Source organism: Catellatospora sp. NPDC049111 (genome assembly GCF_040648615.1).
Lineage (GTDB): Bacteria > Actinomycetota > Actinomycetes > Mycobacteriales > Micromonosporaceae > Catellatospora > Catellatospora aurea.
Map to the genome: position 1 here is coordinate 552,393 of NZ_JBEZEB010000001.1, position 21,285 is coordinate 573,677.

A 21,285-nucleotide genomic window follows, 5' to 3' on the forward strand; every position below is an offset into this window, starting at 1 on the left:
CGATGGGTGCGATCCTGCGGGGATGACCGCGCGGATCTCGCTCGTCTGGCTGGCTCACCCGGTGTCGCTGCTGGCGCTCGCCCTGTTGCTGGTCAACGACCACGTGCTCAAGGCCGCCTGGCCGGGGACGGCGACCGGCAAGCTCAGCGACTTCGCCGGGCTGCTCGTCGCGCCGCCGCTGCTCGCGGTCCTGGTGACCCTGTGCGCGCCGCGGCTGCCGTCCCGTGCGGTCGCGGTCGGTGCGACCGTCGCGGTCGGCGTCGGCTTCGCCGCCGTCAAATCCAGCGGTACGGCAGCGGCCGCCGCCTCGGCGCTGTGGACCGTCGTGGCCGGACCGTCGACCGTGCGCGCCGACCTCACCGACCTGCTGGCCCTGCCCGCCCTGCTCGGCGCGCTCGCGGTGTGGCGGCACGCCCGCACCCGCCCGGCCCCGACCCGCCTGGCCCGCGCGGTGCGCGTCGTCGTCGTGCTGCCGGTCGCACTGCTCGGGGTCGCGGCGACGTCCGCCGACACCACCGGCGAGCATGTCTCGATCGGCACCGACAACTCGGGCGCTCTGGTCGTCCGGGCGGAACGGGGCGACCTGCGCAGCACCGACGGCGGCCGGACCTTCACGCCGTACACGTTCACGCAGGAGCTGCCGTTCACCGACTTCACCGGGTCGCAGGCGGAGCACTGCGTCGCGGAGCAGCCGATCTGCTACCGGGTCGGGTACGGCCGGCTGCGGGTCGAGCGGTCCGACGACGACCGGCGAACCTGGACCGTGGCCTGGGAGTTGCCCGAACGCACCCGCGAACTGCTGGAACGCGAGCATTCGAGTCTGTTCGGCACCAGCGGCGTCCGGTCGTACGGGCTGGTCACCTTCGCGCTGCGCGACGGCGGGCACGTGGTCGCGGTGGCCAACGGGCACGACGGCGTGCTGGTCCGGGACGTCACCGGCACGTGGACCCGGATCGGCGACGGGCGCGACCCGGCCGCGCCGCTGCCGTCGGGGCTGCTGCCGGTGGACCAGTGGTTCGCCCACATCGTGCCGGAGGTGCTGTGGGGGCTGCTCGCGATGCTGCTGTGCCTGGTCGCCGGCACCGTCGTCGCGCTGTACCGCGCGAACTTCCACGGGTCGGCGGTGACGACCGGTGTCCTCACCCTGCTCGGACCATGCCTGATCGTGGCGGGCCTGGCCGTGCCGCTCGGCACCGGCTCCGCCCTGCTGGGCGACGTTTCCCCGGTCCTGGTCCTCGGGGGTGTCGCGGCGCTCGTGCTCGTGCCGGTGGTGACGCTGTCGATAGGCCTGGGCCGGAGAGTGATGACCGCTCGCGGGCTGTTGCTCCCGGCGCTCGTCGGGGTCGCGGTGTACGTGCCGTACGTCGTATGGGGCTCGGGCGCGACCACGAACTACCAGGCCGCGGCGCTGGCCGCGCTCGTGGTGTTCGTGCTGGGACTGGTCGGCGTGATCGTGACCGCCGCCGTCGCCCGGCGCCCGCCCGCACCGGAACCGGCCCCGTGGCCCGCCCCCGTGTACCCGGCTGCTCCGGTCGGCGAACCGGCGGGTCCGCCGGCGTTGCGTGCTGCCGCTCCACCTCCGGCCGACACCGCCGGCACCGACCCGGACGCCGGACCGCCCGGCGGCTCGGGGTCCGGGTCGGACGGCGAGGCTGCCGGGCGGCCCGAGGGCTGATCAGGTGGCGCGGTACCGGGCCGCGGTCGCCGCGAGGGTGTCGTCCAGCGGCGTCGGCTTGAGGCCGAACACCTGCTCGGTGTGCGAGCTGTCCAGCACGAACGGCGCGGCGAACTGGTAGTGCGTGGTCCGCATCTCCTTGAGCATGGTGTTGAACAGGCCCGCGGTCCACAGGACCGGATAGGGGATGCGGGCGACCCGCGGCGCGGGCAGGCCGATCAGCTCGTTCGCACGCCGGGCCGCCTCGCGGATGGACACCGGCGGCGGGGTGGGCACCAGCCAGGCCTGGCCCCAGGCGCGCTCGTCGGTCGCGAGCGTGACCAGGGTGCGGGCGACGTCGGCGATCGCGGTCCAGCTGTGCGGGGCGTCCGGGTCGCCCATGACGTACGCCGTGCCGCCCTTGGCGGTGCGCGACAGCGCCATCTCGTTCAGCACCCCGTAGGAGCCCGGCCCGGCGAAGTCGCTGGCCCTGGCCTCGGTGGCGCGCAGCCGGCCGGCTCGGTGCGCGGCCAGCGCGTCCTCCCACATCCGCACCCGCGTCACCAGTTTCGGGTGGGCGGCGGCGAGCGGGGTGTCGTGGGTGATCGGCGCGGTGACGGGGCCGTAGCCGTACAGGTTGCCCATGGTCACCAGGACCGCACCGGACGTCTGCGCGGCGTGCAGCAGTGATGCGGCCAGCGGCGGCCAGTCGGTGAGCCAGCGGTGGTAGGCCGGGTTCGCGCAGTTGTAGAGGGCTGGTGCGCCCTCGGTCAGCTCGGCGAGCCGGGCCGGGTCGGCGGCGTCGGCGGCGACGAGCTCGATGCCGGGCGCCTGCGGGCCGGTGCCCCGGCGGGTGACGATCCGGACCTGCTCGCCGCGCTCGGCCAGCAGCAGTGCGGTGGCGGTGCCGACAGGTCCCGCGCCGACGATCACGTGCATCTCAGTCTCCCAGATCTCTGCTTCGTTTCGAGAGCAGTGCTCTCTGTCGACAACAGTGAACACGGGGTCTGCGCATACTGTCAAGAGCAGTGCTCTCGTTTTGTTGTTATGCTCTCCGGCATGACCGCCAAGAACCTCCGTGCCCGCGTACGCGACGAGCTGACCAGCGAGATCAAGGCGATCGCGCGGCGGCAGCTCGCCACCGAGGGGGCCAACCTGTCGCTGCGCGCGGTCGCCCGGGAGCTGGGCATGGTCTCGTCGGCGGTCTACCGCTACTTCCCGAGCCGCGACGACCTGCTCACCGCGCTGATCATCGACTGCTACGACGAGCTGGGCGCGGCGGCGGAGACCGCCGAGGCCGCCGTCGACCGCGCCGACCTGCTCGGCCGCTGGCTCGCCATCGGCCACGGCATCCGCGACTGGGCCCTGGCCCACCCCGCCGAGTACGCCCTGATCTACGGCTCGCCGGTGCCCGGCTACCGGGCTCCGCAGACCACGATCGGCCCGGCCGCCCGCACCACGGACCTGATGCTCACGATGCTCGCCGACGGCGTGGCCGCCGGAACGCTGCCCGCCGACCTCGACCCGGACGCGGTGGTCCTGCCGCCGACGCCGGAACTCGCCGCGGAGCTGGACCGGATCGGCTCGCTGATCAGCCCGACCGTGCCGCGCGACCTACTGGTCCGCGGATTGACCGGCTGGATCCAGATGTTCGGCGTGGTCACCTTCGAGCTGTTCGGGCGCTTCCAGAACATGATCGAGGACAACCGCCGCGCGTTCTACGACCACCAGCTGCGGGTGATGGCGGGACACATCGGTCTGCGATGACGGGTGCGGCATTGCCCGGCCGTCGCGGGGCCGCCACACTATCCGGGTGATCGTGGTAGCCGGAGAGCAAGTAGTCGACCTCGTCCCGGCCGGGGAGGGCCTGCTGCGGGCCGCGCTCGGCGGCGGACCAGCCAATACCGCCATCGCGGCGGCCCGGCTGGGCGCGCCCGTGGCGATGGCGGCCAGGGTTGGGCGCGACTCGTTCGGCAGCGCGTTCCGTCAGCGGCTGACCGCGTCCGGCGTGGACGGGCAGTACCTGGTCGCCACCGCGCAGCCGTCGGCACTGGCGCTGGCCACGGTCGACGGCGGCGGCGAGGCGCAGTACGACTTCTGGCTGGCCGGGGCCGCCGACTTCGGCTGGCGCGAGCGCGAGCTGCCCGAGCTGCCCGACGGCAGCACCATCCACATCGGCTCGCTGGCCGCGTTCCTGCCGCCCGGCGCGGACACGCTGGAGCGCTGGGCGCTGCGCCACCGCGACCGGTGCACCATCACCTTCGACCCGAACGTGCGCGGCGTCGCGCTGGCCCGCCCGGACTCCCTGGTCCGGCTGGAGCGCCTGGTCGAGCTGGCCCACCTGGTGCGCGCCAGCGAGGGCGACCTGACGCACGCATACCCCCACGTGCCGCCGATGGAGACGGCCCGGCGCTGGCTGGCCGCCGGCCCGCGCCTGCTGGTGCTGACCCACGGCGACGCGGGCGCGGTGGCGCTGACCGCGACCGACGAGGTCACCGTCGCCGCCCCCGCCATCTCGATGATCGACACCATCGGCGCCGGTGACACCGCCATGGGCGCCCTCCTGGCCTGGCTGCACACCGCCGGTCGCCTCACCGACCAGCTCAAACGCGAACTGGCCCCGGAAACCCTGCGCCTGATGCTCCGCCACATGTGCGACGCCGCCGCCCTGACCTGCACCCGCCCCGGCGCCGACCCGCCCACCCTCGACGAACTCCGCGCCTTCCAACTCGTCTGACCACCCCGCGCCCGGGCCACCCCACCGGGTTGATCATGAACTTATGGCAGTGTTCGACGGCGTGTCGCTGCCATAACTTCATGATCAACGCGGAGGTCGGGTCGGGGGCGGCTGTCAGACGACGTCTTCGGAGGAGTGGCCGGGGAAGAGGTGGGCCGACGGGTCGATGACGATGGCGGCGTTGTTGACGGCGGTGGCGGCTTCGCCGAAACCTGTCGCGATGAGGCGGACCTTGCCGGGGTACTCGACGATGTCGCCGGCGGCGAAGATGCGCGGCAGGTTGGTGGCCATCGTGGAGTCGACGGTGATGTGGCGCTTGTCCAGGGCCAGGCCCCACATGGCCAGCGGACCGAGGTCGGCGGTGAAGCCGAGCGCGGCGACGACGACGTCGGCGGGGATCTCCTCGGTGCCGTTCAGCTCGACCGATTCCACCCGGCCGCTTCCGAGGATCTTGGTGACCTGGCTGTTGACCTCGATGCGCACCGGCAGCGCCTTGACCCGGGCCACCGTGGCGGCGTGAGCCCGGAACCTGTCGCGCCGGTGCACCAGGGTGACGCTCGCGGCGACCCCGGCCAGTGCCAGCGCCCAGTCGAACGCCGAGTCGCCGCCGCCCACGATCACCACGTGCTTGCCGGCCAGCATCGTCGGGTCCGGCACGAAGAAGATGATGCCGTCGCCGGTGAAGCCGGCCGCCGCGGGCAGCGGGCGGGGCGTGAACGAACCCAGGCCACCGGTGATCAGCACCGCGCCGCAGCGCACCTCGGTGCCGTCGCCCAGGCCGAGGATCGGCACACCGTCCTCGTACGTCAGCGTCGCGGCCTGCACACCCAGCCGGTACGCCGGGGAGAACGCGCCCGCCTGCGCGACGAGATTCGCGATCAGCTCGCGCCCGCGCACCGCCGGGAAACCGGCCACGTCGAAAATCATCTTCTCCGGGTACATGGCGGTGACCTGCCCGCCGGCCTCCGGCAGCGCGTCGACGACCAGCGTGCTCAGCCCTCGGAACCCGGCGTAGTACGCCGCGAACAGGCCGGTCGGCCCCGCCCCGATGATCGCGACATCGACCTCGCCACGCTCGCTCACGCCTTCTCCTCGCGTTGCTCGTCGGCGGCGTTCTGGAAGCCCATGGTTCGCTCGCTACGCTCGCTCACGCCTTCTCCTCGCGTCGCTCGTAGATGATGTGAGCGGAACCGGCGCCGTCTGGATCGAGCCATTCGACTCGTTCGCTCATGGGGTGAACCTAACCGCGCGCGGGCTTCTCCTCAATGGCCGCGTTGATATCCGCGGCGAAGTGCGACACCTGGGTGTAGACGCCGGGGTATGCGGCGCGGCCGCACCCCACGCCCCAGCTGACGATCCCGACCTGCACCCAGCGCGTGCCGTCGCGCCGCAGCAGCGGGCCGCCGGAGTCGCCCTGGCAGCTGTCCTTGCCGCCGTGCTTGAGGTCGCCGGCGCAGATCATGTCCGCGTCGGTGAAGCCGTACCCGCGCGAGCGGTAGATCTTGCCGCAGGTCCCGTCGCCGACGAACGGCACCTGCACCTTGCGCAGGTAGCGCTGCTGGGCGCGGGAGCCCTCGCGGGTCGCGCCCCAGCCGACCGCGGTGAGCGTGCCGCCGTCCAGGCCGCCGCCGGAGGGCAGCGCGACCACCGGCACGTCGACGGGGCGGGACAGCCGGATCACGGCCCAGTCGTCGCCGCGGGTCACGTCGGAGAAGCCCCGGGCCCGCCACACGTGGCTGCTGCGCACCTGGAACGTCTTGCCGGAGCCGAGGTCGGCCGAGCCGCCCCGCACGCTGATCGAGGAGTTGGCGCCGGTGCGGCTCACACAGTGGGCGGCGGTGAGCACGTACTGGGTGCGCACCAGGGTGCCCGCGCAGCCGTTGTCCAACCGCACCATCCACGGGAACTCCCCCGCTCCAGCGCGGGCCCCGCCGATGACCTCGACCTGCGGCGGGTCGTCGGGCCGGGCGGCGGCGGGCGACGCCACGGCCATCGCCGCCACGCACATCAACAGCGCGATCGCCCGCATCAGCATCCTCCGAGGTCGACGGTGATGCCGATATTAGCTTGTTTGGGCGATTAATCCCTTACGTTGGCGAACCGCCCCGGCGGGTGGCAGCCGTCTCGCCCTTGCGCGCCACCGGCACGTGCTCGCCGGCCCGCGCCAGCCCGAACCGCGGCATGTTGCCGTAGAGCACCTCGTACCGGCCCGCGCCGACCAGGTAGGTCTCGTGCCAGATGCCGACGTCGCCACTGCCGCCGACCAGCTTGTTGAAGGCGCGCCAGGCCGGGTGGTGCGGCAGCGCGGCGTCGCGGGCGAACGCCTCCAGTTGCTCGACGCTGCGCCAGTACTGCACGGTCAGCGGGCCGCGCGGCGTGATCGCGTACTCCACCGCGAGCAGGCCGAGCTCCGGCCGCTCGGCGAGCACCTTCAGCATGCGCGGCATCGCGGTGAACGCGCCCCACCACTTGTGGATCTTCCAGAGCTTGTTGAACCGCATGCCGATGAGGAAGACCACGAAGTCACCCTCGATGTCGGCCGACATCCGGCCCGGAACCACGGTCGCCATGATTACTCCTCCTCATCATGGATAGCATGACTGTCCGCTATCCGGTTGGGTATCGTGAACCCCGATGAAGATTTCCGAGCTGAGCCGCACCAGTGGCGTGTCGCTGCCCACGGTCAAGTACTACCTGCGCGAAGGGCTGCTTCCACCCGGCCGCTCGCTGGTCCGCAACCAGGCCGAGTACGACGAGGCGCACCTGCGCCGACTGCGTCTGATCCGGGCGCTGATCGACGTGGGCGGCCTGAGCGTGGCCGGGGTGCGCCAGGTGCTGCAGGCCGTCGACGACGCCGAGCTGCCCGGTCACCACCTGCTCGGCACCGCGCACGAGGCGATCGCGGGCGCGCCGCGCGCCGATCGCACCACGCCCGGCTGGCGAGCGGCGCGCGCCGAGGCCGCCCGGGTCGTGGCCGACCGGGGCTGGCGGGTGCACGCGAACGCCCCCGCGCTGGACCAGCTCGCCGACGCCATCGCGGCGCTGCGCGAGCTCGGACAGCAGGACATGCTGGCGATGGTCGACGACTACGCCGAGGCGACCGAGCGGCTGGCCCGCCAGGAGGTGAGCCTGGTGCTGGCCCGCGGCGACCGGGCCGCCATGGTCGAGGGCCTGGTCACCGGCACTGTGCTCGGCGAGGCCGTGCTCACCGCGCTGCGCCGGCTCGCCCAGGAGCACACCAGCGCCGGCCTCACCGATCCCGGCTGACGGTCAGTACCAGCCCTTGGCCTCGGAGTGCGCCCAGGCGTCGCATGGTTTGCCGTAGCGCTTCTTGATGTAGTCCAGGCCCCACTTGATCTGCGTGGCGGGGTTGGTCTGCCAGTCGTCGCCGAACTTCGCCATCTTGTCGCCGGGCAGCGACTGCGGGATGCCGTACGCCCCGGAGCTCTTGTTCTCGGCCTTGTGGTTCCAGCCGGACTCCCGGGTCCACAGCTTGTTGAGGCAGGCCATCTGGGTGAGATCCATGCCCGCGGCGAGCACGAGCGCGCACCCGATCGCGCGGTTGCCGCTGAACTCGTTGCAGCTGCTCGGGATGGGCCCGAAGTCGACGGTGGCGGTGCGGTTGGCGCCGCGGCGGCTGGCCTCCTTCTCCACGGCGGCGGCGCGGGCCGCGGCGGCCTTGGCCTCGGCCGCGGCGCGGTCCTGCGCCGCCAGCAGGAGCTGGTGCTGCTGCAGGGTGAGCGCGGCCGACTCGGCCTGCGCGGCGATGTGCGCCTGGCCGCCCGCGGTCGAGGCGTCGGCCTGCCACTGCGCGGTCTCGTCGAGCCGCATCGCACCGGCCACCCCGCCCAGCAGGGTCAGCACGGCGAGGCCACGGACGATCACACGACCGGTCGCGGGGTGCGCCCGGCGAGGGGCGCGGCGTTGCCGGGACACAGGAGATCCTCTCGGCGGTGGGGCCCCGGGTCCGTCCGAAGTCGGGGGTGGACGGTCGCAGGGGAGCACGCCTTGCCGGGCAACGCGCGGGCCGCTCGGCGCGCCGGGGGGATGGCACGCCGGGGCGCCGGGTTGCGGGGCGCTCTAGCCCACCCTTACGCAAAGGACCGGGGCCTGTCGTCGCCCGGCCAGGCGACTGTGGCCCCGGTCACACACTAAAGTGTGTCAAATCTGGACAGAGTCACTCCTCCAGGAGATCGGTGACCACTTCGGCGATGGCGGAACGCTCCGACCGGGTGAGGGTCACGTGGGCGAAGAGCGGATGCCCCTTGAGGGTCTCGATCACCGCCGTGACACCGTCGTGCTTGCCCACCCTCAGGTTGTCGCGCTGGGCGACGTCGTGCGTGAGCACCACCCGCGAACCCGCGCCGATGCGCGACAGCACGGTGAGCAGCACACCCCGCTCCAGCGACTGCGCCTCGTCGACGATGACGAACGCGTCGTGCAGGCTGCGGCCGCGGATGTGGGTCAGCGGCAGCACCTCCAGCATGCCCCGGTGCAGCACCTCGTCGCGTACGTTGTCGTGCACCAGCGCGCCGAGGGTGTCGAACACCGCCTGCGCCCACGGCGACATCTTCTCCGCCTCGGTGCCGGGCAGGTAGCCCAGCTCCTGGCCGCCGACGGCGTACAGCGGGCGGAACACGATGACCTTCTTGTGCTTGCCCCGCTCCATCACCTGCTCCAGGCCGGCGCACAGGGCCAGCGCGGACTTGCCGGTGCCCGCCCGGCCGCCCAGCGAGACGATGCCGATGCTGTCGTCGAGCAGCAGATCCAGCGCGATGCGCTGCTCCGCCGAGCGCCCGCGCAGCCCGAACGCCTCCCGGTCGCCGCGGACCAGCCGCACCGTCTTGTCCGTGTGCACGCGCCCGAGCGCCGAACCGCGCCCCGCGTGCAGGATCAGTCCGGTGTGGACGGGCAGCCCCGCCGCTTCGTCATGGTCGATGCCCTCTCCGGCGTAGAGCGCGGCCATGTCGGCGTCCGACAGGTCCACCTCCGCCAGGCCGGACCAGGTCGGGTCGACCGCCTGGTCGTGCCGGTACTCGTCGGCCGCCAGGCCCACCGCCGCGGCTTTGACCCGCAACGGCATGTCCTTGCTGACGAGGGTCACCTGCTGCCCGTCGGCCGCCAGACCGAGCGCCACCGCGAGGATGCGGGCGTCGTTCGTGTCGTTGCGGAAGCCGCTGGGCAGGATCTGCGGGTCGGAGTGGTTGAGCTCCACCCGCAGAGTTCCGCCGGAATCGTTCACCGGCAGCGGCACGTCGAGCCTGCCGTGCTTGATGCGCAGGTCGTCGAGCAGTCGCAGCGACTGCCGGGCGAACCAGCCGAGCTCCGGGTGGTGCCGCTTGCCCTCCAGCTCGGAGATGACCACGAGCGGCAGCACGACGTTGTGCTCGGAGAAGCGGCGGATCGCGGCCGGATCCGCCAGCAGCACGGAGGTGTCGAGTACGTACGTTCGTATCGGGACATCGACCATGACTCACGCTAACCGCAAGAAACCCGTTTGGCCAGCATGTCTTCGCGATCTGTCCGACGATCCGCCGATGTCGGCATCACCCGGTCGGGGGATGCCGAGGTCGGATCGCCGCTCGCTTCACGTAGTCGCAGCGTGACTGAAAGTCGTGAAACGAGCGGCGAATCCGCGGGTCAGTACCAGCTGACGTCCTGGAAATGCGCCCACGCGCCGGCGGGCGTCTGGTATCGGTTCTTGATGTAGTCCAGGCCCCACTTGATCTGCGTGGCGGGGTTGGTCTTCCAGTCGTCGCCGAACTTCGCCATCTTGCTGCCCGGCAGCGCCTGCGGGATGCCGTACGCGCCGGAGCCGGAGTTCTCGGCCTTGTGGTTCCAGCCGCTCTCGTGCTGCCACAGCTTCACCAGCGGGCTCATCTGGCTGTACGCGAAGCCGAAGCTGGGCAGCAGCTTGCACGCGGTGAGCTGGTTGCCGGTGAAGCTCTTGCACGAGGTCGGCGTGGGCGTCGACGCGGTGCGCTTGACGGCCGGCTTCGACGGCACCGTCGACGGCACGTGGGCCTTCGGGGTGGTGGCCCGGGTCGGGCTCACGCTCGGGGTCGGGGTGGCCGAGACGCTCGGGGACGCCTCGACGAGGCGGTCGTAGTCGCGGGTGGCCGCCTCGGCCTCGGCGGCGCGGGCGGCGGCGAGGTCGGCGGCCAGCGGCTCGGGGTCGGACTTGCCGGCGAGGCCGTAGCCGAACGCGCCGAGCACGGCGGCGCAGAGCACGCCGAGCGCGATCTTCCGGGAGTGGGCGGCCAGCAGGCGGGCCAGGCCGCTGCGCTGACGGGTTTCACGATGGCGGCCCAGCAGGGGGTCACGGGGTGTCGACACGAGTCGGTCCCTTCGTAGGGGGTTGCCGCGCCTCCGGGGGAGGAAGGCGCTGGTCAGGGACCCTGCCGGGTTTTCCGGCAACGTGCCAACCTGGTCACGTCGATCGTGAAACAGGTCACATTTTCCGGGAGCGCAGGTGGGAGAGGGGAAGAAATCGGACTCAGGCTATGGGTGGAAAACCCTGAGCCTCACGCGCCGAACCGGCGCTGGCGGCCGGCGTACGCCCGCAGCGCGCGCAAGAAATCCACGTGCCGGAAGTCCGGCCAGTTCAGCTCACAGAAGTAGAACTCCGAGTGCGCGGACTGCCACAGCAGGAAGCCGGACAGCCGCTGCTCGCCGCTGGTCCGGATGATCAGATCCGGGTCGGGCTGGCCGCGGGTGTAGAGGTGCTCGGCGATGTGCTCGACGTCGAGCTTCTCGGCCACCTCCTCCAGGGTCGCGCCGGCCTTCGCGTGCTCCTGCAGCAGCGAGCGCACCGCGTCGGCGATCTCCCGGCGGCCGGTGTAGCCGACCGCGATGTTGACGTGCGCGCCGCCGTGGCGGCCCGCGGTGCGCTCCTGGGCGGCCTTGAGCGCGGCGGCGGTGTCGGCGGGCAGCAGGTCCAGCGCTCCGACCATCCGCAGCTGCCAGGGGTTGCCGTCCTCGGCGAGCTCGGTGCTCAGGTCCTCGATGATCTGCAACAGCGGGTCCAGCTCGGCGGCCGGGCGGCGCAGATTGTCGGTGGCCAGCAGGTACAGCGTGACGTGGGCGATGCCGGCCTCGTCGCACCACCGCAGCAGTTCCTTGATCCGCTCGGCGCCGACCCGGTGGCCGTCGTTGGGGTCCACGTAACCCATGTCGCGCGCCCAGCGGCGGTTGCCGTCGCACATGACGCCGACGTGCCGGGGACGCGGTTTGCCCGCCAGCAACTGGATCAGGCGGCGTTCGTACACGGAGTAGACGAGGTCGCGGAGTTTCATCCTGGGCAGCCTAACGCCGCTTGCGCAGATCAGCGCGGCTGCCAGGCATCCGGGACCGTGGTGAGATCTCGGACCGCCTCCGGCAGCTGCCCGGTGACGGCCTGTGCCAGCGTCACCTCGTCGACGACGCCGCGCACCGCGGAGCGCACCGCGACCCATACCAGCGGCAGGTGGGTGGAGGTGCCGGTGTAGCTGGTCTGCTCGGGACGGTGGCCCCGGACACCCGCCAGCGGCCCGTCCACGGCCCTGAGCACCGTGCCGATGGTCACCTCGGCCGGCGGCGAGCTGAGGCTGTACCCGCCGTCAGCGCCCCGGACAGCGTGGATCACGCCGCTGCGTCGCAGATCGGCGAGCACCGCCTCCAGGAACTTGCGCGGCAGCCCCTGCGCGTCTGCCAAAGCCTGCGCCGAGATGGTGGCCGGGTACGCGTTGGCCAGCTCCAGAGCGGCCCGGACCGCATAGTCGCCTCTAGCCGAGATCTGCACACCCCCATGATGCCCGCAGGCCCCCCGACTCCGCCGGGGGGCCTGCGCGACTGTGCCAAGATCGTGACGATCTTGCGCTAACTGTGGTGAGTTTGCCCGTTAAGGGAGTGTCATCCCCACAGTTCGCGCAAGATCGTCGCTCAAGGGCTACTCGGTGACGTTGAGGCGGGCCTTGAGGGCGTCGAGCTCGGACCAGAGGACTGCCGGGAGCTTGTCGCCGAACTTGTCGAACCATTCGGTGATCTGCGGGATCTCGGCGGCCCACTCGTCCTGGCGGACTTCGAGGGCCAGCTCGACGTCCGTGGTGGGGAGGTCGAGGCCGGTGAGGTCGAGGTCCTCGGCGCGGGGGACGAAGCCGACGGGGGTTTCGACCGCGGCGGCCTCGCCCTCCAGGCGCTCGACGACCCACTTGAGGACGCGGGAGTTCTCGCCGAACCCGGGCCACAGGAAGCGGCCGTCGTCGCCGCGGCGGAACCAGTTCACGTAGAAGATCGCCGGGAGCTTGTCGGCGTTGCCGTCGACGCCCTTGCCCATGGCGATCCAGTGGCGGAAGTAGTCGCCGGCGTTGTAGCCGATGAAGGGCAGCATCGCCATCGGGTCGCGGCGGACCACGCCCACCTGGCCGACCGCGGCGGCGGTGGTCTCCGAGGACAGGGTCGCGCCCTGGAACACGCCGTGCACCCAGTCGCGGGCCTGGCTGACCAGCGGGATCGTGGTCTTGCGGCGGCCGCCGAACAGGATCGCCGAGATCGGCACACCCTGCGGGTCGTCGTACTCCGGCGCCAGGATCGGGCACTGCGTGATCGGGGTGCAGAAGCGCGAGTTCGGGTGGCTGGAGACCTGCTCGGAGTCCGGGGTCCAGTCGTTGCCGTGCCAGTCGGTCAGGTGAGCCGGGGGCTCGCCCATGCCCTCCCACCAGATGTCGCCATCGTCGGTGCGGGCCACGTTGGTGAACAGCGAGTTGCCGGCGGCGAGCGTACGCATCGCGTTCGGGTTGGTCTTCCAGTCGGTGCCCGGCGCGACGCCGAACAGGCCGTACTCGGGGTTCACCGCGTACAGGCGGCCGTCGGCGCCGAAGCGCATCCAGGCGATGTCGTCGCCCAGGGTCTCGACCTTCCAGCCGGGGATGGTCGGCTCCAGCATGGCGAGGTTGGTCTTGCCGCACGCCGACGGGAACGCCGCCGCGATGTAGTGGACCTTGCCGGCCGGGCTGGTCAGCTTGAGGATCAGCATGTGCTCGGCGAGCCAGCCCTCGTCGCGGCCCATCACGCTGGCGATGCGCAGCGAGTAGCACTTCTTGCCCAGCAGCGAGTTGCCGCCGTAGCCCGAGCCGAACGACCAGATCTCGCGGGTCTCCGGGAAGTGGGAGATGTACTTGGTGGTCGAGCACGGCCACGGCACGTCGGCCTGGCCCGGCTCCAGCGGCGCGCCGACCGAGTGCAGCGCCGGCACGAACTCGGCGGTCTCGCCCATCGCCTCGAGCACGTGCGTGCCCATGCGGGTCATGATGCGCATGCTGGCCACGACGTACGCCGAGTCGGTGATCTCCACGCCGAACATAGGGTTCTCGGCGTCGAGCGGGCCCATGCAGAACGGGATGACGTACATGGTGCGGCCGCGCATGCAGCCCCGGTACAGCTCGGTCATGAGCTGCTTCATCTCGGCCGGGGCCATCCAGTTGTTGGTCGGGCCGGCGTCGGCCTCGTCCACCGAGCAGATGAACGTGCGCTCCTCGACCCGCGCCACGTCGGACGGGTCGGTGCGCGCCCAGAAGGAGTTGGGTCGCTTGACCGGGTCCAGCTGGACCAGGCTGCCCGCGGTGACGAGTTCGGCGGTGAGGCGCTGCCACTCGTCCTCGGAGCCGTCGCACCACACGATGCTGTCCGGCGTGGTGAGCTCTGCGATCTGGCGCACCCAGGCGAGCAGCTTCGGGTGCGAGGTCGGATGCTGGTCAAGCCCTGCGATGACTGCCGGCGCGGTCATGGAGTTCTCCTCGTGGTCGTCTTTGACCGACGGATACGACGGACCACGGCCGGGTGGCCGTGCGTCGTCCGGGATGTGGCCTCAGCGTAAGCCCGGTTTGTTGCTGGAGGCCCTTCCCGCCTTGTGAATAAGTGCACAAGCGTCGGTCTAGGTGCTTCTTCGCGCACGATTCTTCGGCCGAACGCGCACGTTTCCGCAAATCCCCTTTTTGATCACAGTTCAGCGCGACAGCACTGACGCGAGCGGGCGCCGTCACCTACTACCTGTACCCGCTCCAGGCTCCGGCGAACGCGGCTTTCGCGACTTCATCATGAGCTCCGCATATTCCGCAAATCGGGTGATTGGTCTAACGTCCCTAGCAGCCGGCGAAACCGTGACATTCCCCCCGGAGGCGGCCGTGACCAGTGCGTTTTACCCTGCCCAAGATCAGTCCACCGACGCCCAGAGCGATCCACAACTCATCTCCCTGGTACGCGGCGGCGACACCGACGCGTACGGGCTGCTCTACGAACGCCACCTCGAATCGGCGCGGCGGCTCGCGCGGGTGCTCAGCACCGATCACGCCGACGCCGACGACCTGATCGCGGACACCTTCGCCAAGGTGCTGGCGGTGCTGCGCAGCGGCGGCGGGCCGGACACCGCGTTCCGGGCGTACCTGCTCACCACCATGCGGCACACCCGCTACGACCGGGCCCGGCGCGAGCGCCGCGTCGAGCTCACCGACGACCTCACCCGGTACGAGACCGCCGAACCGGTCGACGACCCGACCATCTCGCGGCTGGAGACGTCGTACGCCGCCCGCGCCTTCAACCGGCTGCCCGAACGCTGGCGGGCCGTGCTCTGGCACACCGAGGTGGAGGGCGAGAGCCCCTCCCAGGTGGCCCCGCTGCTCGGGCTCACCCCCAACGGCGTCGCGGCGCTGGCATACCGGGCCCGGGAAGGGCTGCGCCAGATGTATCTGCAGGAGCACATCGCGCTCACCGGCAACCCGCGCTGCCACTGGACCGGCTCGCACCTGGCCGGATACGTGCGCGCCGCGCTGGCCAAACGCGATCGCGGCAAGGTCGACGAGCACCTGTCCGGCTGCGCCGAATGCCGCCGCCTGCACCGCGAGCTGACCGAGGAGAACGCCGGCCTGCGCGGTGTCGTCGCGCCCCTGTTACTGGGCGCGGCCGCGCCCGCCTACCTGGCCGGCACGGGCGCGCTCGGCGGCCGGCTGACCGTCGCCTGGGGGGCGCTCGTGCTGTGGTGGCGGCAAGCCTGGGAGAACCTGAGCGCGTGGTCGGCGGCGGCGGCCGCGCCGGCGCTCACCGCCGGGCGGTGGCTGCTGACCGCGCCCGGCCGCCTGATCAGCCGGTACGGCGGCGCGAGCATCGTCGCCGGGAGCGGCGTGGGCATCGCGGCGCTGGCCGGGATCGCCGTGTTCGTCGCGATGACGGCGAGCCCCACGCCGCCCACAGCCCCGTCGCGGGCGGTGCCGGTGCCGGTGCCCGCCGCGCCGCCGGTGTTCGTACCCGCGCCGCCGTCGCCGGAGCCGTCTACCCTGGCGCCGTCGACCGCGGTGCCCACCTACCTGCCGTCGCCGCCCGGCCGCACCACGCAGCCCCCGGCGATCGCGCTGCCCCCGGCTCGGCCCCCGGTCACCGTGCCCAAGCCACCCGCGGCTCCCGCCCCCGTGGCTCCGCAACCGGTGGCCCCGGCACCCCCGGCCGAGCCGGATGCCGAGGTGTCGGCACCGGAGTTCACCGAGGTCGACCTCGTGGCCGGACGCGCGGGCACGCTGCCCATCCCGGTGCGCGCCTCCTCCGATGACCGTGCCGACCAGCTGGCGAACGCCCCTGACGCGTCGGCCGACCAGACCGGAGAGGTTGCCACCGCGACAGCCGCGCGGATCGTGGCCGCGAGCATCGTCGCCGAGCCCGAACCGGTGCCGAGCGGTTCGCCCTCGACTGCCGCGCCGCCCGGGGCCGTACGCATCGACGTGACGCTGCCCGCGGGTATGCGGCTGGCCGGGACCGGGGCCGGGGACGGCTGGCAGTGCGAGGCGACCGCGACCGGCGCGTCCTGCGACCGGCCGCGCTGGAAGAAGGGAGCTCGTTCGGTGGCCCGGCTGCCGGTGCTGGCCGACGCCACGGTCAGCGGCTTCCAGGAGATAGGCGTCGCCGCGACGTACGGGCGGCGGCAGAGCGCGACCGCGTTCCGGGTGCCCGTCGCGCCGTCCGGGCTGCGCCTCGGGCACGCCGCCCGGGGCCGGGTCGACGTCGCGCTGGCGGGCAGCACCCTGCTGTCGTGCCGGCCCCGCCCGCTGTGCCTGCTCGGCGCGGACAACAACGTGCTGGACATGACGCCGCTGCTGCCCGCGTTCGGCGAGCCCGCCGCACCCGGCGGCCTGCTCGACGAACGGGGACCGGCCGGGCCGGACGGGCCGATCACCGCGCTCGCCGGGGAGAAGGCGGCCAGCGGGGCCCGGTTGGAGCTGCCGGACGGCGCGAAGGTGCGTTGGGCCGGGTTGGTCGTCGCCGCCTCGGCGGCCGAGCTGCCCGAGCTGGTCGCGCTGCACGGGCCGAAGGGCGACTGGGCGCCGGTGGAGGTGCGGTTCGGGCATGCCGAGTCGGGTGCGTCGCTGACCCAGGGCTTTGCCGACGTCACCAAGCTGCTCCGTAAGGGCGGCGGTGGGGACTGGTGGCTGGCCGCGCCGGCCGGGCCGCTGCCGCGCGGGAAGAAGCAGTTTGCGGGCTGGACGCTGGCCGTGGTGTACGAGCACCGTGCCGCGCCGCGCGGTGAGGCGGCCGTGTACCTCGGCCCGCGTACCGGGCGCGGCGACGCGCCGACCGTCATCGGCCTGGGCGGTGCGGGACCGGTCGGCCTCGGTCTCGCGCTGTGGGACGGCGACCTCGCGCTGACCGGCGACGAGCTGTTCATCGACGGTGCGCCGGCCGGCGAGCCGGGCAACCTCGGCGGCGGCCGCAACGCCGGGGCCGCCGCGCTGGCCTGCCGCTCCGTGCCCGGCCTGTGCCCCTGGCGTACGCCCGGCCTGGACGTGCTCCGGGTGGACGGCAAGGCCCCGGCCGGCGGCGTCGCCGAGCTGCGGACAGGCGGCGATCCGATGGAGGTCGGCCTGCTCGCGGTGATCACCGGGCCGCCGCGCACGGCGGGCAAGGCCACGCCGACACGGTAGGCTCGCGGGGTGACCCCCAAACCGCCGAGCGCGCCACCGGCCCCAGCACTGCCGCTGAGGCTCGTCGCGCAGTTCCGGCACCTGATCCACGAGCTGGGCAAGTTCGGTGTCGTCGGCGGTGCCGCGTACGTCGTCGATCTTGTGATCTTCAATCTGCTGCTGTCGACGACCGGCTGGCTGACCGCCACGGTCATCTCCACCACGGTCGCGGCGACCGGCGCCTTCATCGGCAACCGGTACTGGACCTGGCGCGACCGCGAGCGCTCCAGCCTGGCCCGGGAGTACCTGCTCTACTTCTTCTTCAACGTGGTCGGGCTGGGCATCAGCGTCGGCGTGCTGTGGCTCAGCCACGACGTGCTCGGGGCCGTGTGGCCGCAGCTGTTCCAGACGCGGCTGGCCGACAACGTCGCCAAGATGCTGGTCGGCAACGCCATCGCCAGCGTCTTCCGGTTCTGGGCATATCGGCGGTTCGTCTTCACCGGCGCGCCGGCCGCCACGCCCGCTCCGGCCCAGGTCGGGTGAGTTGGCTTGCATTCGGAGTTGCGATGCCGCCCCGTTCGCACCGACTCGCGTAAGGTGACCCAGTGCGCCCTGACCTGACGATGCTCGATCGCCTGCTGCCCGCCCGACTCCGCAAGATGGGTCCGGAGGCTTTCAAGTTCGCCATCGTCGGCGGCGTGAACACCGTGGTCAACTTCGTGGTGCTGAACGCTTTGGTCCTGACGGTCTTCCCGACGGGCCAGCTGAAGGCCAACGTCGTCGCCACCATCGTGGCGATGGTCACGTCCTACCTGATGAACCGGCACTGGACCTACCGCGACCGGATGAGCCAGGCCATGGGCCGCGAGTTCCTGCTGTTCGTCGTGTTCAACGCCGCGGGTCTGGCCATCGAGCTGGCCATCATGGGCGCCACCAAGTACGCCCTGGGCCTGCACGGCCTGCTGGCGCTCAACGCCGCCAAGCTCCTGGGCCTGGTGCTCGGCACGCTCTTCCGCTTCTACACCTACCGCACCTTCGTGTTCGCGCCCGCGAACCAGGTGGCCGTCGCGGCCGGCGGCGTCGACGCCGACTTCGGCCCGGCCCACGTGCACGTCGACAGCGTCGAGGAACTGGTCGACGCCGAGGCGGCCGCGAGCGCGCTGGCCGGTGTGCCGGTGCCCGCGCAGGTGCGCCCGGACGACTTCTCCCGGCTCACCGCCCCGCTCGAGGCGGAGTTCGCCGCCGAGGCCGAGCAGCTGGCCGCCCTGGACGCGGAGTTCACCGACACGGAGCTCGCGGAGGAACTCACGCGGGCGAAGCCGCGCCCAGAGCGGTAGCCCGACTCACTTCTTCTCTTCGACCTTGGACTGCTGAGCCGGGGCGGCCGGGCGCTCGTTGTCGTTGTACGAGTGCGCGTCCCGGTCGGCCTCGACCAGCTCGTACAGCGTCGTCTGCACCTTCTCGACGTGCGGGATGTCGTTGAGCACCGACTGGCCCCGCTCGCCCGCCGACTCGATGGTCAGCGTGCCGCAGCCGAGCAGCCGCTCGATGAACTTCTGGCTCATCGCGTGGTCGTTCACCCGCGACAGCGGGATGTCCCGGCGGTCGCGCGAGAAGACGCCGGTCTGCAGCAGCACGCGCTCGTTGGTCAGCACGTAGTGCGTGGTGCGCCAGACCAGCCACGGCCAGAACGTCAGCCAGGCCACGGCGACCAGGGCCAGGCCCGCCACGATGTAGACCAGGATCGCGTCGAGGTCGAACAGCAGCGCGGTGATCACCGCCGCCACCGCCAGCACCAGGACCGTCACCGGCCGGATCATGGCCTTCCAATGGGGGTGCAGGTCGAGCACCACGTGCTCGTCCGCGGTCAACACGTCCTCGGGGAACGCCATCCGTGCCTCCTCGTTACAGCCTGCGATCAAACGCACGATTGTCCGCGAGCAGGGTAGTTCCACGAGGCGACGCCGGGCCATCCGCCATGGGTGCTCCGTCGGCAATCGGTCTGTCCCGGGCCCCGGGCCGAGTCGCCATGCGGGCAAAAGGACGGGCACCCGGCCTGAGGTCCGGGTGCCCGTCCTATCAGCCGGCCGTCAGCCGAGCACCTTGAGCGTGAAGGTGCGGGAGTTGTCCGACGGGTCGACGTCGGTCGTGTTCACAAAACCCCACGTGACGTTGCTCGTCGCGGTCAGCGTGCCGTAGTCGCCGACCGCGGCGTCTTCCGGTCCGGACACGATGAGGCTGAACGTGCGGCTTTCACCCTGCATGAACTCTCCACCCGGTGCCGCGCAGCCCTGCCAGCAGGGCAGGTCGGCATCCGGCTCCGTGCCGTCCACCCAGAAGCCTTCCGGCAGACCGACCAGCTCGACCGGCACGTACTGGTGCGGAGCGTTGCCGCGCCAGATCACCGTCACCGCGAGCCGCCCGCGGAACCGGCCGTCGGCGTCCTTCGTCAGCTTCAGAGCCTTGCCGACCTTCAGCGTGATGTTCGACTGGGTGTCCTGCACGAACAGCCGGGGGTTGGCCACCGAGCCCGTCGTGCTGCGCAGCAGCGTGGAGAACGGCGTCAGCGGACCCGACGACCCGTCGTTGAAGGTGACGCCGATCTCACCGCCGAGCGCCTCCATCGCGTACATGCGCGTTTTGCTCAGCACCCGAAACGTCGAGTCGACCCGCCGCTCTTCACCCGGCTGGAACACGCTGCCGGTGCCGCAGTAGACGGTGCGCCGGCCGTCGGGGTTCCAGTTCCAGACGCAGGCGTCCTCGACCACGATGTCCTGCCAGGCGTTGGCGATCGGCTCGACGATCGCGAGGCCGAGGTACGCCGGCTCTGTGCCGGTGTTCTGCATGGTGGCTTCCAGCGTGCCGGCGTAGCCGCGCTCCGTCGGCTCCAGCACCAAGGTGCCGGCGGAGACGGTCGCCGAGTCCTCAGCGGCGGCGTGCGCCGCTGCCGGGGCCGCCAGCGCGCCGACGCTCATGGCCATGAGCGTGGCGACGCCGAGCAGCACTTTGCGTCGTACGTTGGTCAAGATTCCTACCGTGAGTCAGGTGCGAGGCACTCGCACCGTCGACGTCACGCCGGATCTCCGCCGCCCGTGCCGAACAACCACTTCGGACGGAGCAAACCGGCGTCCGGCGAGGGTATTCCTTTCGCGCCGCTCCCGCTGACCCGGTCAGCGCAGGTGGACGACGTCTCCCGCGGCGACCGGCCGGTCACCGGTAGCGGTCCGCACGACGAGGCGACCCTCGGTGTCGACGGTCACGGCCTCTCCCGTCAGGTCCGTGGTGCCGCCAGGCAGTATCACCGACACCTGGCGACCCAGCGTCGCGCACATCCGCACGTACGCATCCCGCAGGCCGCTCCGGTCCGGGTCGCCGCCAGCCGTCTGCCAGGCGTCGTAGTGCGCACCCAGCCGCTCCAGCAGGGCCGTCAGCAGATCGGTCCGGTCGGCCTCGGCTGCGCCGGCCAGCAGCAGGGAGGTCGCGGGCAGGCCGGTCGGAGTCTCCGGCAGCTCCTCGGGCCGCAGACTCACGTTCAGGCCGATGCCGATCACCACCGCGCCCGGCGCGGGCACCTCGGCCAGCAGCCCGGCACACTTGCGCCCGCCGATCAGCAGATCGTTGGGCCACTTCAGGGCGGGCTCCAGCCCCGTCACCGCACGTACCGCCTCGGCCAGCGCGACCCCGCCGAGCAGCGGGAGCCAGCCCCAGCCGGAGACGTCCGAGGCAGGGCGCAGCAGCACGGACACCGCCAGCCCGGCGCGCGGCGGCGACTGCCAGGTGCGGCCGAGCCGCCCCCGCCCCGCCGTCTGCGACTCCGTGGTCACTACCAGGCCCTCCGCCGCGCCGTCCCGCGCGGCCGCGGCGGTGTCGGCATTGGTGGAGCCGGTCTCCTCGCTCACCTCGACGTGCCAGCGCGGCAGTGCCGCGAGTCGTGCCCGGTCCAGCGGCTGCCTGCTCATCTCCACCACGGGAGC

20 protein-coding genes are annotated in these 21,285 nt (G+C 72.0%); 7 read left to right on the forward strand and 13 right to left on the reverse strand.

Annotated elements, in window-relative coordinates:
- Positions 1-22 precede the first annotated feature (22 nt).
- A complete protein-coding gene (locus AB0B66_RS02450; protein WP_360521610.1) occupies positions 23-1,675 on the forward strand; it encodes a hypothetical protein in 1,653 nt (550 codons plus the stop codon).
- On the opposite strand, the gene AB0B66_RS02455 is transcribed toward AB0B66_RS02450, so the two are convergent.
- On the reverse strand, positions 1,676-2,593 hold the full coding sequence (locus AB0B66_RS02455) for an NAD-dependent epimerase/dehydratase family protein (protein ID WP_360521613.1): 918 nt from the start codon (positions 2,591-2,593) through the stop codon (positions 1,676-1,678).
- A 120-nt stretch (positions 2,594-2,713) separates the two neighbouring features.
- On the opposite strand from AB0B66_RS02455, the gene AB0B66_RS02460 reads away from it, so the two are divergent.
- Both AB0B66_RS02460 and AB0B66_RS02465 read left to right on the forward strand, forming a co-directional pair.
- Positions 2,714-3,421: a TetR/AcrR family transcriptional regulator gene (locus AB0B66_RS02460; RefSeq protein WP_360521616.1), complete on the forward strand. Its 708-nt coding sequence runs from the start codon at positions 2,714-2,716 to the stop codon at positions 3,419-3,421.
- 46 nt (positions 3,422-3,467) lie between these two features.
- Positions 3,468-4,391 (forward strand): carbohydrate kinase, encoded by a 924-nt coding sequence (locus AB0B66_RS02465; protein ID WP_360521619.1) that lies wholly within the window; start codon positions 3,468-3,470, stop codon positions 4,389-4,391.
- 114 nt (positions 4,392-4,505) lie between these two features.
- Here AB0B66_RS02465 and AB0B66_RS02470 read toward each other — a convergent pair whose 3' ends face one another.
- The 3 genes from AB0B66_RS02470 to AB0B66_RS02480 form a co-directional block, all read right to left on the reverse strand.
- Positions 4,506-5,474 (reverse strand): NAD(P)/FAD-dependent oxidoreductase, encoded by a 969-nt coding sequence (locus AB0B66_RS02470; protein WP_360521622.1) that lies wholly within the window; start codon positions 5,472-5,474, stop codon positions 4,506-4,508.
- Positions 5,475-5,631: 157 nt separating this feature from the next.
- The gene (locus tag AB0B66_RS02475; protein WP_360521624.1) at positions 5,632-6,420 is read right to left on the reverse strand and encodes a serine protease; all 789 of its coding nucleotides are present in this window, start codon (positions 6,418-6,420) and stop codon (positions 5,632-5,634) included.
- Positions 6,421-6,478: 58 nt separating this feature from the next.
- Complete coding sequence (locus tag AB0B66_RS02480; RefSeq protein ID WP_360521627.1) at positions 6,479-6,961, reverse strand: DUF4188 domain-containing protein; 483 nt, start codon at positions 6,959-6,961, stop codon at positions 6,479-6,481.
- 64 nt (positions 6,962-7,025) lie between these two features.
- Here AB0B66_RS02480 and AB0B66_RS02485 point away from each other — a divergent pair, with 64 nt between their 5' ends.
- Positions 7,026-7,658, forward strand: coding sequence for a MerR family transcriptional regulator (locus AB0B66_RS02485; protein WP_360521630.1), 633 nt, complete (start codon positions 7,026-7,028; stop codon positions 7,656-7,658).
- A gap of 3 nt (positions 7,659-7,661) precedes the next feature.
- On the opposite strand, the gene AB0B66_RS02490 is transcribed toward AB0B66_RS02485, so the two are convergent.
- The 6 genes from AB0B66_RS02490 to AB0B66_RS02515 all read right to left on the reverse strand — a co-directional run bounded on the left by AB0B66_RS02490 (position 7,662) and on the right by AB0B66_RS02515 (position 14,154).
- Positions 7,662-8,327, reverse strand: coding sequence for a lytic transglycosylase domain-containing protein (locus AB0B66_RS02490; RefSeq protein ID WP_360521633.1), 666 nt, complete (start codon positions 8,325-8,327; stop codon positions 7,662-7,664).
- Positions 8,328-8,568: 241 nt separating this feature from the next.
- Positions 8,569-9,861 carry a PhoH family protein gene (locus AB0B66_RS02495; protein ID WP_360521636.1) on the reverse strand — a complete coding sequence of 431 codons (1,293 nt, stop codon included), beginning with the start codon at positions 9,859-9,861 and terminating at the stop codon, positions 8,569-8,571.
- 170 nt (positions 9,862-10,031) lie between these two features.
- Positions 10,032-10,727 (reverse strand): transglycosylase SLT domain-containing protein, encoded by a 696-nt coding sequence (locus tag AB0B66_RS02500; protein ID WP_360521639.1) that lies wholly within the window; start codon positions 10,725-10,727, stop codon positions 10,032-10,034.
- Positions 10,728-10,915: 188 nt separating this feature from the next.
- On the reverse strand, positions 10,916-11,686 hold the full coding sequence (locus AB0B66_RS02505; RefSeq protein WP_203693237.1) for an isoprenyl transferase: 771 nt from the start codon (positions 11,684-11,686) through the stop codon (positions 10,916-10,918).
- Positions 11,687-11,715: 29 nt separating this feature from the next.
- Positions 11,716-12,171 carry an Rrf2 family transcriptional regulator gene (locus AB0B66_RS02510; RefSeq protein ID WP_203693238.1) on the reverse strand — a complete coding sequence of 152 codons (456 nt, stop codon included), beginning with the start codon at positions 12,169-12,171 and terminating at the stop codon, positions 11,716-11,718.
- Positions 12,172-12,318: 147 nt separating this feature from the next.
- The gene (locus tag AB0B66_RS02515) at positions 12,319-14,154 is read right to left on the reverse strand and encodes a phosphoenolpyruvate carboxykinase (GTP) (RefSeq protein WP_360521642.1); all 1,836 of its coding nucleotides are present in this window, start codon (positions 14,152-14,154) and stop codon (positions 12,319-12,321) included.
- A 397-nt stretch (positions 14,155-14,551) separates the two neighbouring features.
- Between AB0B66_RS02515 and AB0B66_RS02520 the strand changes: the two genes are divergently transcribed.
- The 3 genes from AB0B66_RS02520 (at position 14,552) to AB0B66_RS02530 (ending at position 18,648) form a co-directional block, all read left to right on the forward strand.
- Positions 14,552-17,332: a sigma-70 family RNA polymerase sigma factor gene (locus AB0B66_RS02520; RefSeq protein ID WP_360521645.1), complete on the forward strand. Its 2,781-nt coding sequence runs from the start codon at positions 14,552-14,554 to the stop codon at positions 17,330-17,332.
- 9 nt (positions 17,333-17,341) lie between these two features.
- Entirely contained in the window at positions 17,342-17,854 is a 513-nt protein-coding gene (locus tag AB0B66_RS02525) for a GtrA family protein (protein WP_360521648.1), read from the forward strand.
- A gap of 80 nt (positions 17,855-17,934) precedes the next feature.
- Positions 17,935-18,648, forward strand: coding sequence for a GtrA family protein (locus tag AB0B66_RS02530; protein ID WP_360521777.1), 714 nt, complete (start codon positions 17,935-17,937; stop codon positions 18,646-18,648).
- Positions 18,649-18,654: 6 nt separating this feature from the next.
- Here the strand turns inward: AB0B66_RS02530 and AB0B66_RS02535 are convergent, their stop codons facing one another.
- From AB0B66_RS02535 to AB0B66_RS02545, 3 genes are all read right to left on the reverse strand, one after another.
- Positions 18,655-19,203, reverse strand: a complete 549-nt coding sequence (locus tag AB0B66_RS02535; RefSeq protein ID WP_360521651.1) for a PH domain-containing protein — start codon at positions 19,201-19,203, stop codon at positions 18,655-18,657.
- Between the two features lie 198 nt (positions 19,204-19,401).
- Positions 19,402-20,337: a hypothetical protein gene (locus AB0B66_RS02540; RefSeq protein WP_360521654.1), complete on the reverse strand. Its 936-nt coding sequence runs from the start codon at positions 20,335-20,337 to the stop codon at positions 19,402-19,404.
- Between the two features lie 144 nt (positions 20,338-20,481).
- A complete protein-coding gene (locus AB0B66_RS02545) occupies positions 20,482-21,270 on the reverse strand; it encodes a biotin--[acetyl-CoA-carboxylase] ligase (RefSeq protein ID WP_360521780.1) in 789 nt (262 codons plus the stop codon).
- Positions 21,271-21,285: the final 15 nt, after the last annotated feature.

Bases quoted from the DNA above. Each gene is read 5' to 3' on its own strand.
- AB0B66_RS02450 (WP_360521610.1), top strand. From the start codon at position 23: ATGACCGCGCGGATCTCGCTCGTCTGGCTGGCTCACCCGGTGTCGCTG.
- AB0B66_RS02455 (WP_360521613.1), bottom strand. From the start codon at position 2,593: ATGCACGTGATCGTCGGCGCGGGACCTGTCGGCACCGCCACCGCACTG.
- AB0B66_RS02460 (WP_360521616.1), top strand. From the start codon at position 2,714: ATGACCGCCAAGAACCTCCGTGCCCGCGTACGCGACGAGCTGACCAGC.
- AB0B66_RS02475 (WP_360521624.1), bottom strand. From the start codon at position 6,420: ATGCGGGCGATCGCGCTGTTGATGTGCGTGGCGGCGATGGCCGTGGCG.
- AB0B66_RS02480 (WP_360521627.1), bottom strand. From the start codon at position 6,961: ATGGCGACCGTGGTTCCGGGCCGGATGTCGGCCGACATCGAGGGTGAC.
- AB0B66_RS02485 (WP_360521630.1), top strand. From the start codon at position 7,026: ATGAAGATTTCCGAGCTGAGCCGCACCAGTGGCGTGTCGCTGCCCACG.
- AB0B66_RS02495 (WP_360521636.1), bottom strand. From the start codon at position 9,861: ATGGTCGATGTCCCGATACGAACGTACGTACTCGACACCTCCGTGCTG.
- AB0B66_RS02505 (WP_203693237.1), bottom strand. From the start codon at position 11,686: ATGAAACTCCGCGACCTCGTCTACTCCGTGTACGAACGCCGCCTGATC.
- AB0B66_RS02515 (WP_360521642.1), bottom strand. From the start codon at position 14,154: ATGACCGCGCCGGCAGTCATCGCAGGGCTTGACCAGCATCCGACCTCG.
- AB0B66_RS02530 (WP_360521777.1), top strand. From the start codon at position 17,935: ATGCTCGATCGCCTGCTGCCCGCCCGACTCCGCAAGATGGGTCCGGAG.
- AB0B66_RS02535 (WP_360521651.1), bottom strand. From the start codon at position 19,203: ATGGCGTTCCCCGAGGACGTGTTGACCGCGGACGAGCACGTGGTGCTC.
- AB0B66_RS02545 (WP_360521780.1), bottom strand. From the start codon at position 21,270: ATGAGCAGGCAGCCGCTGGACCGGGCACGACTCGCGGCACTGCCGCGC.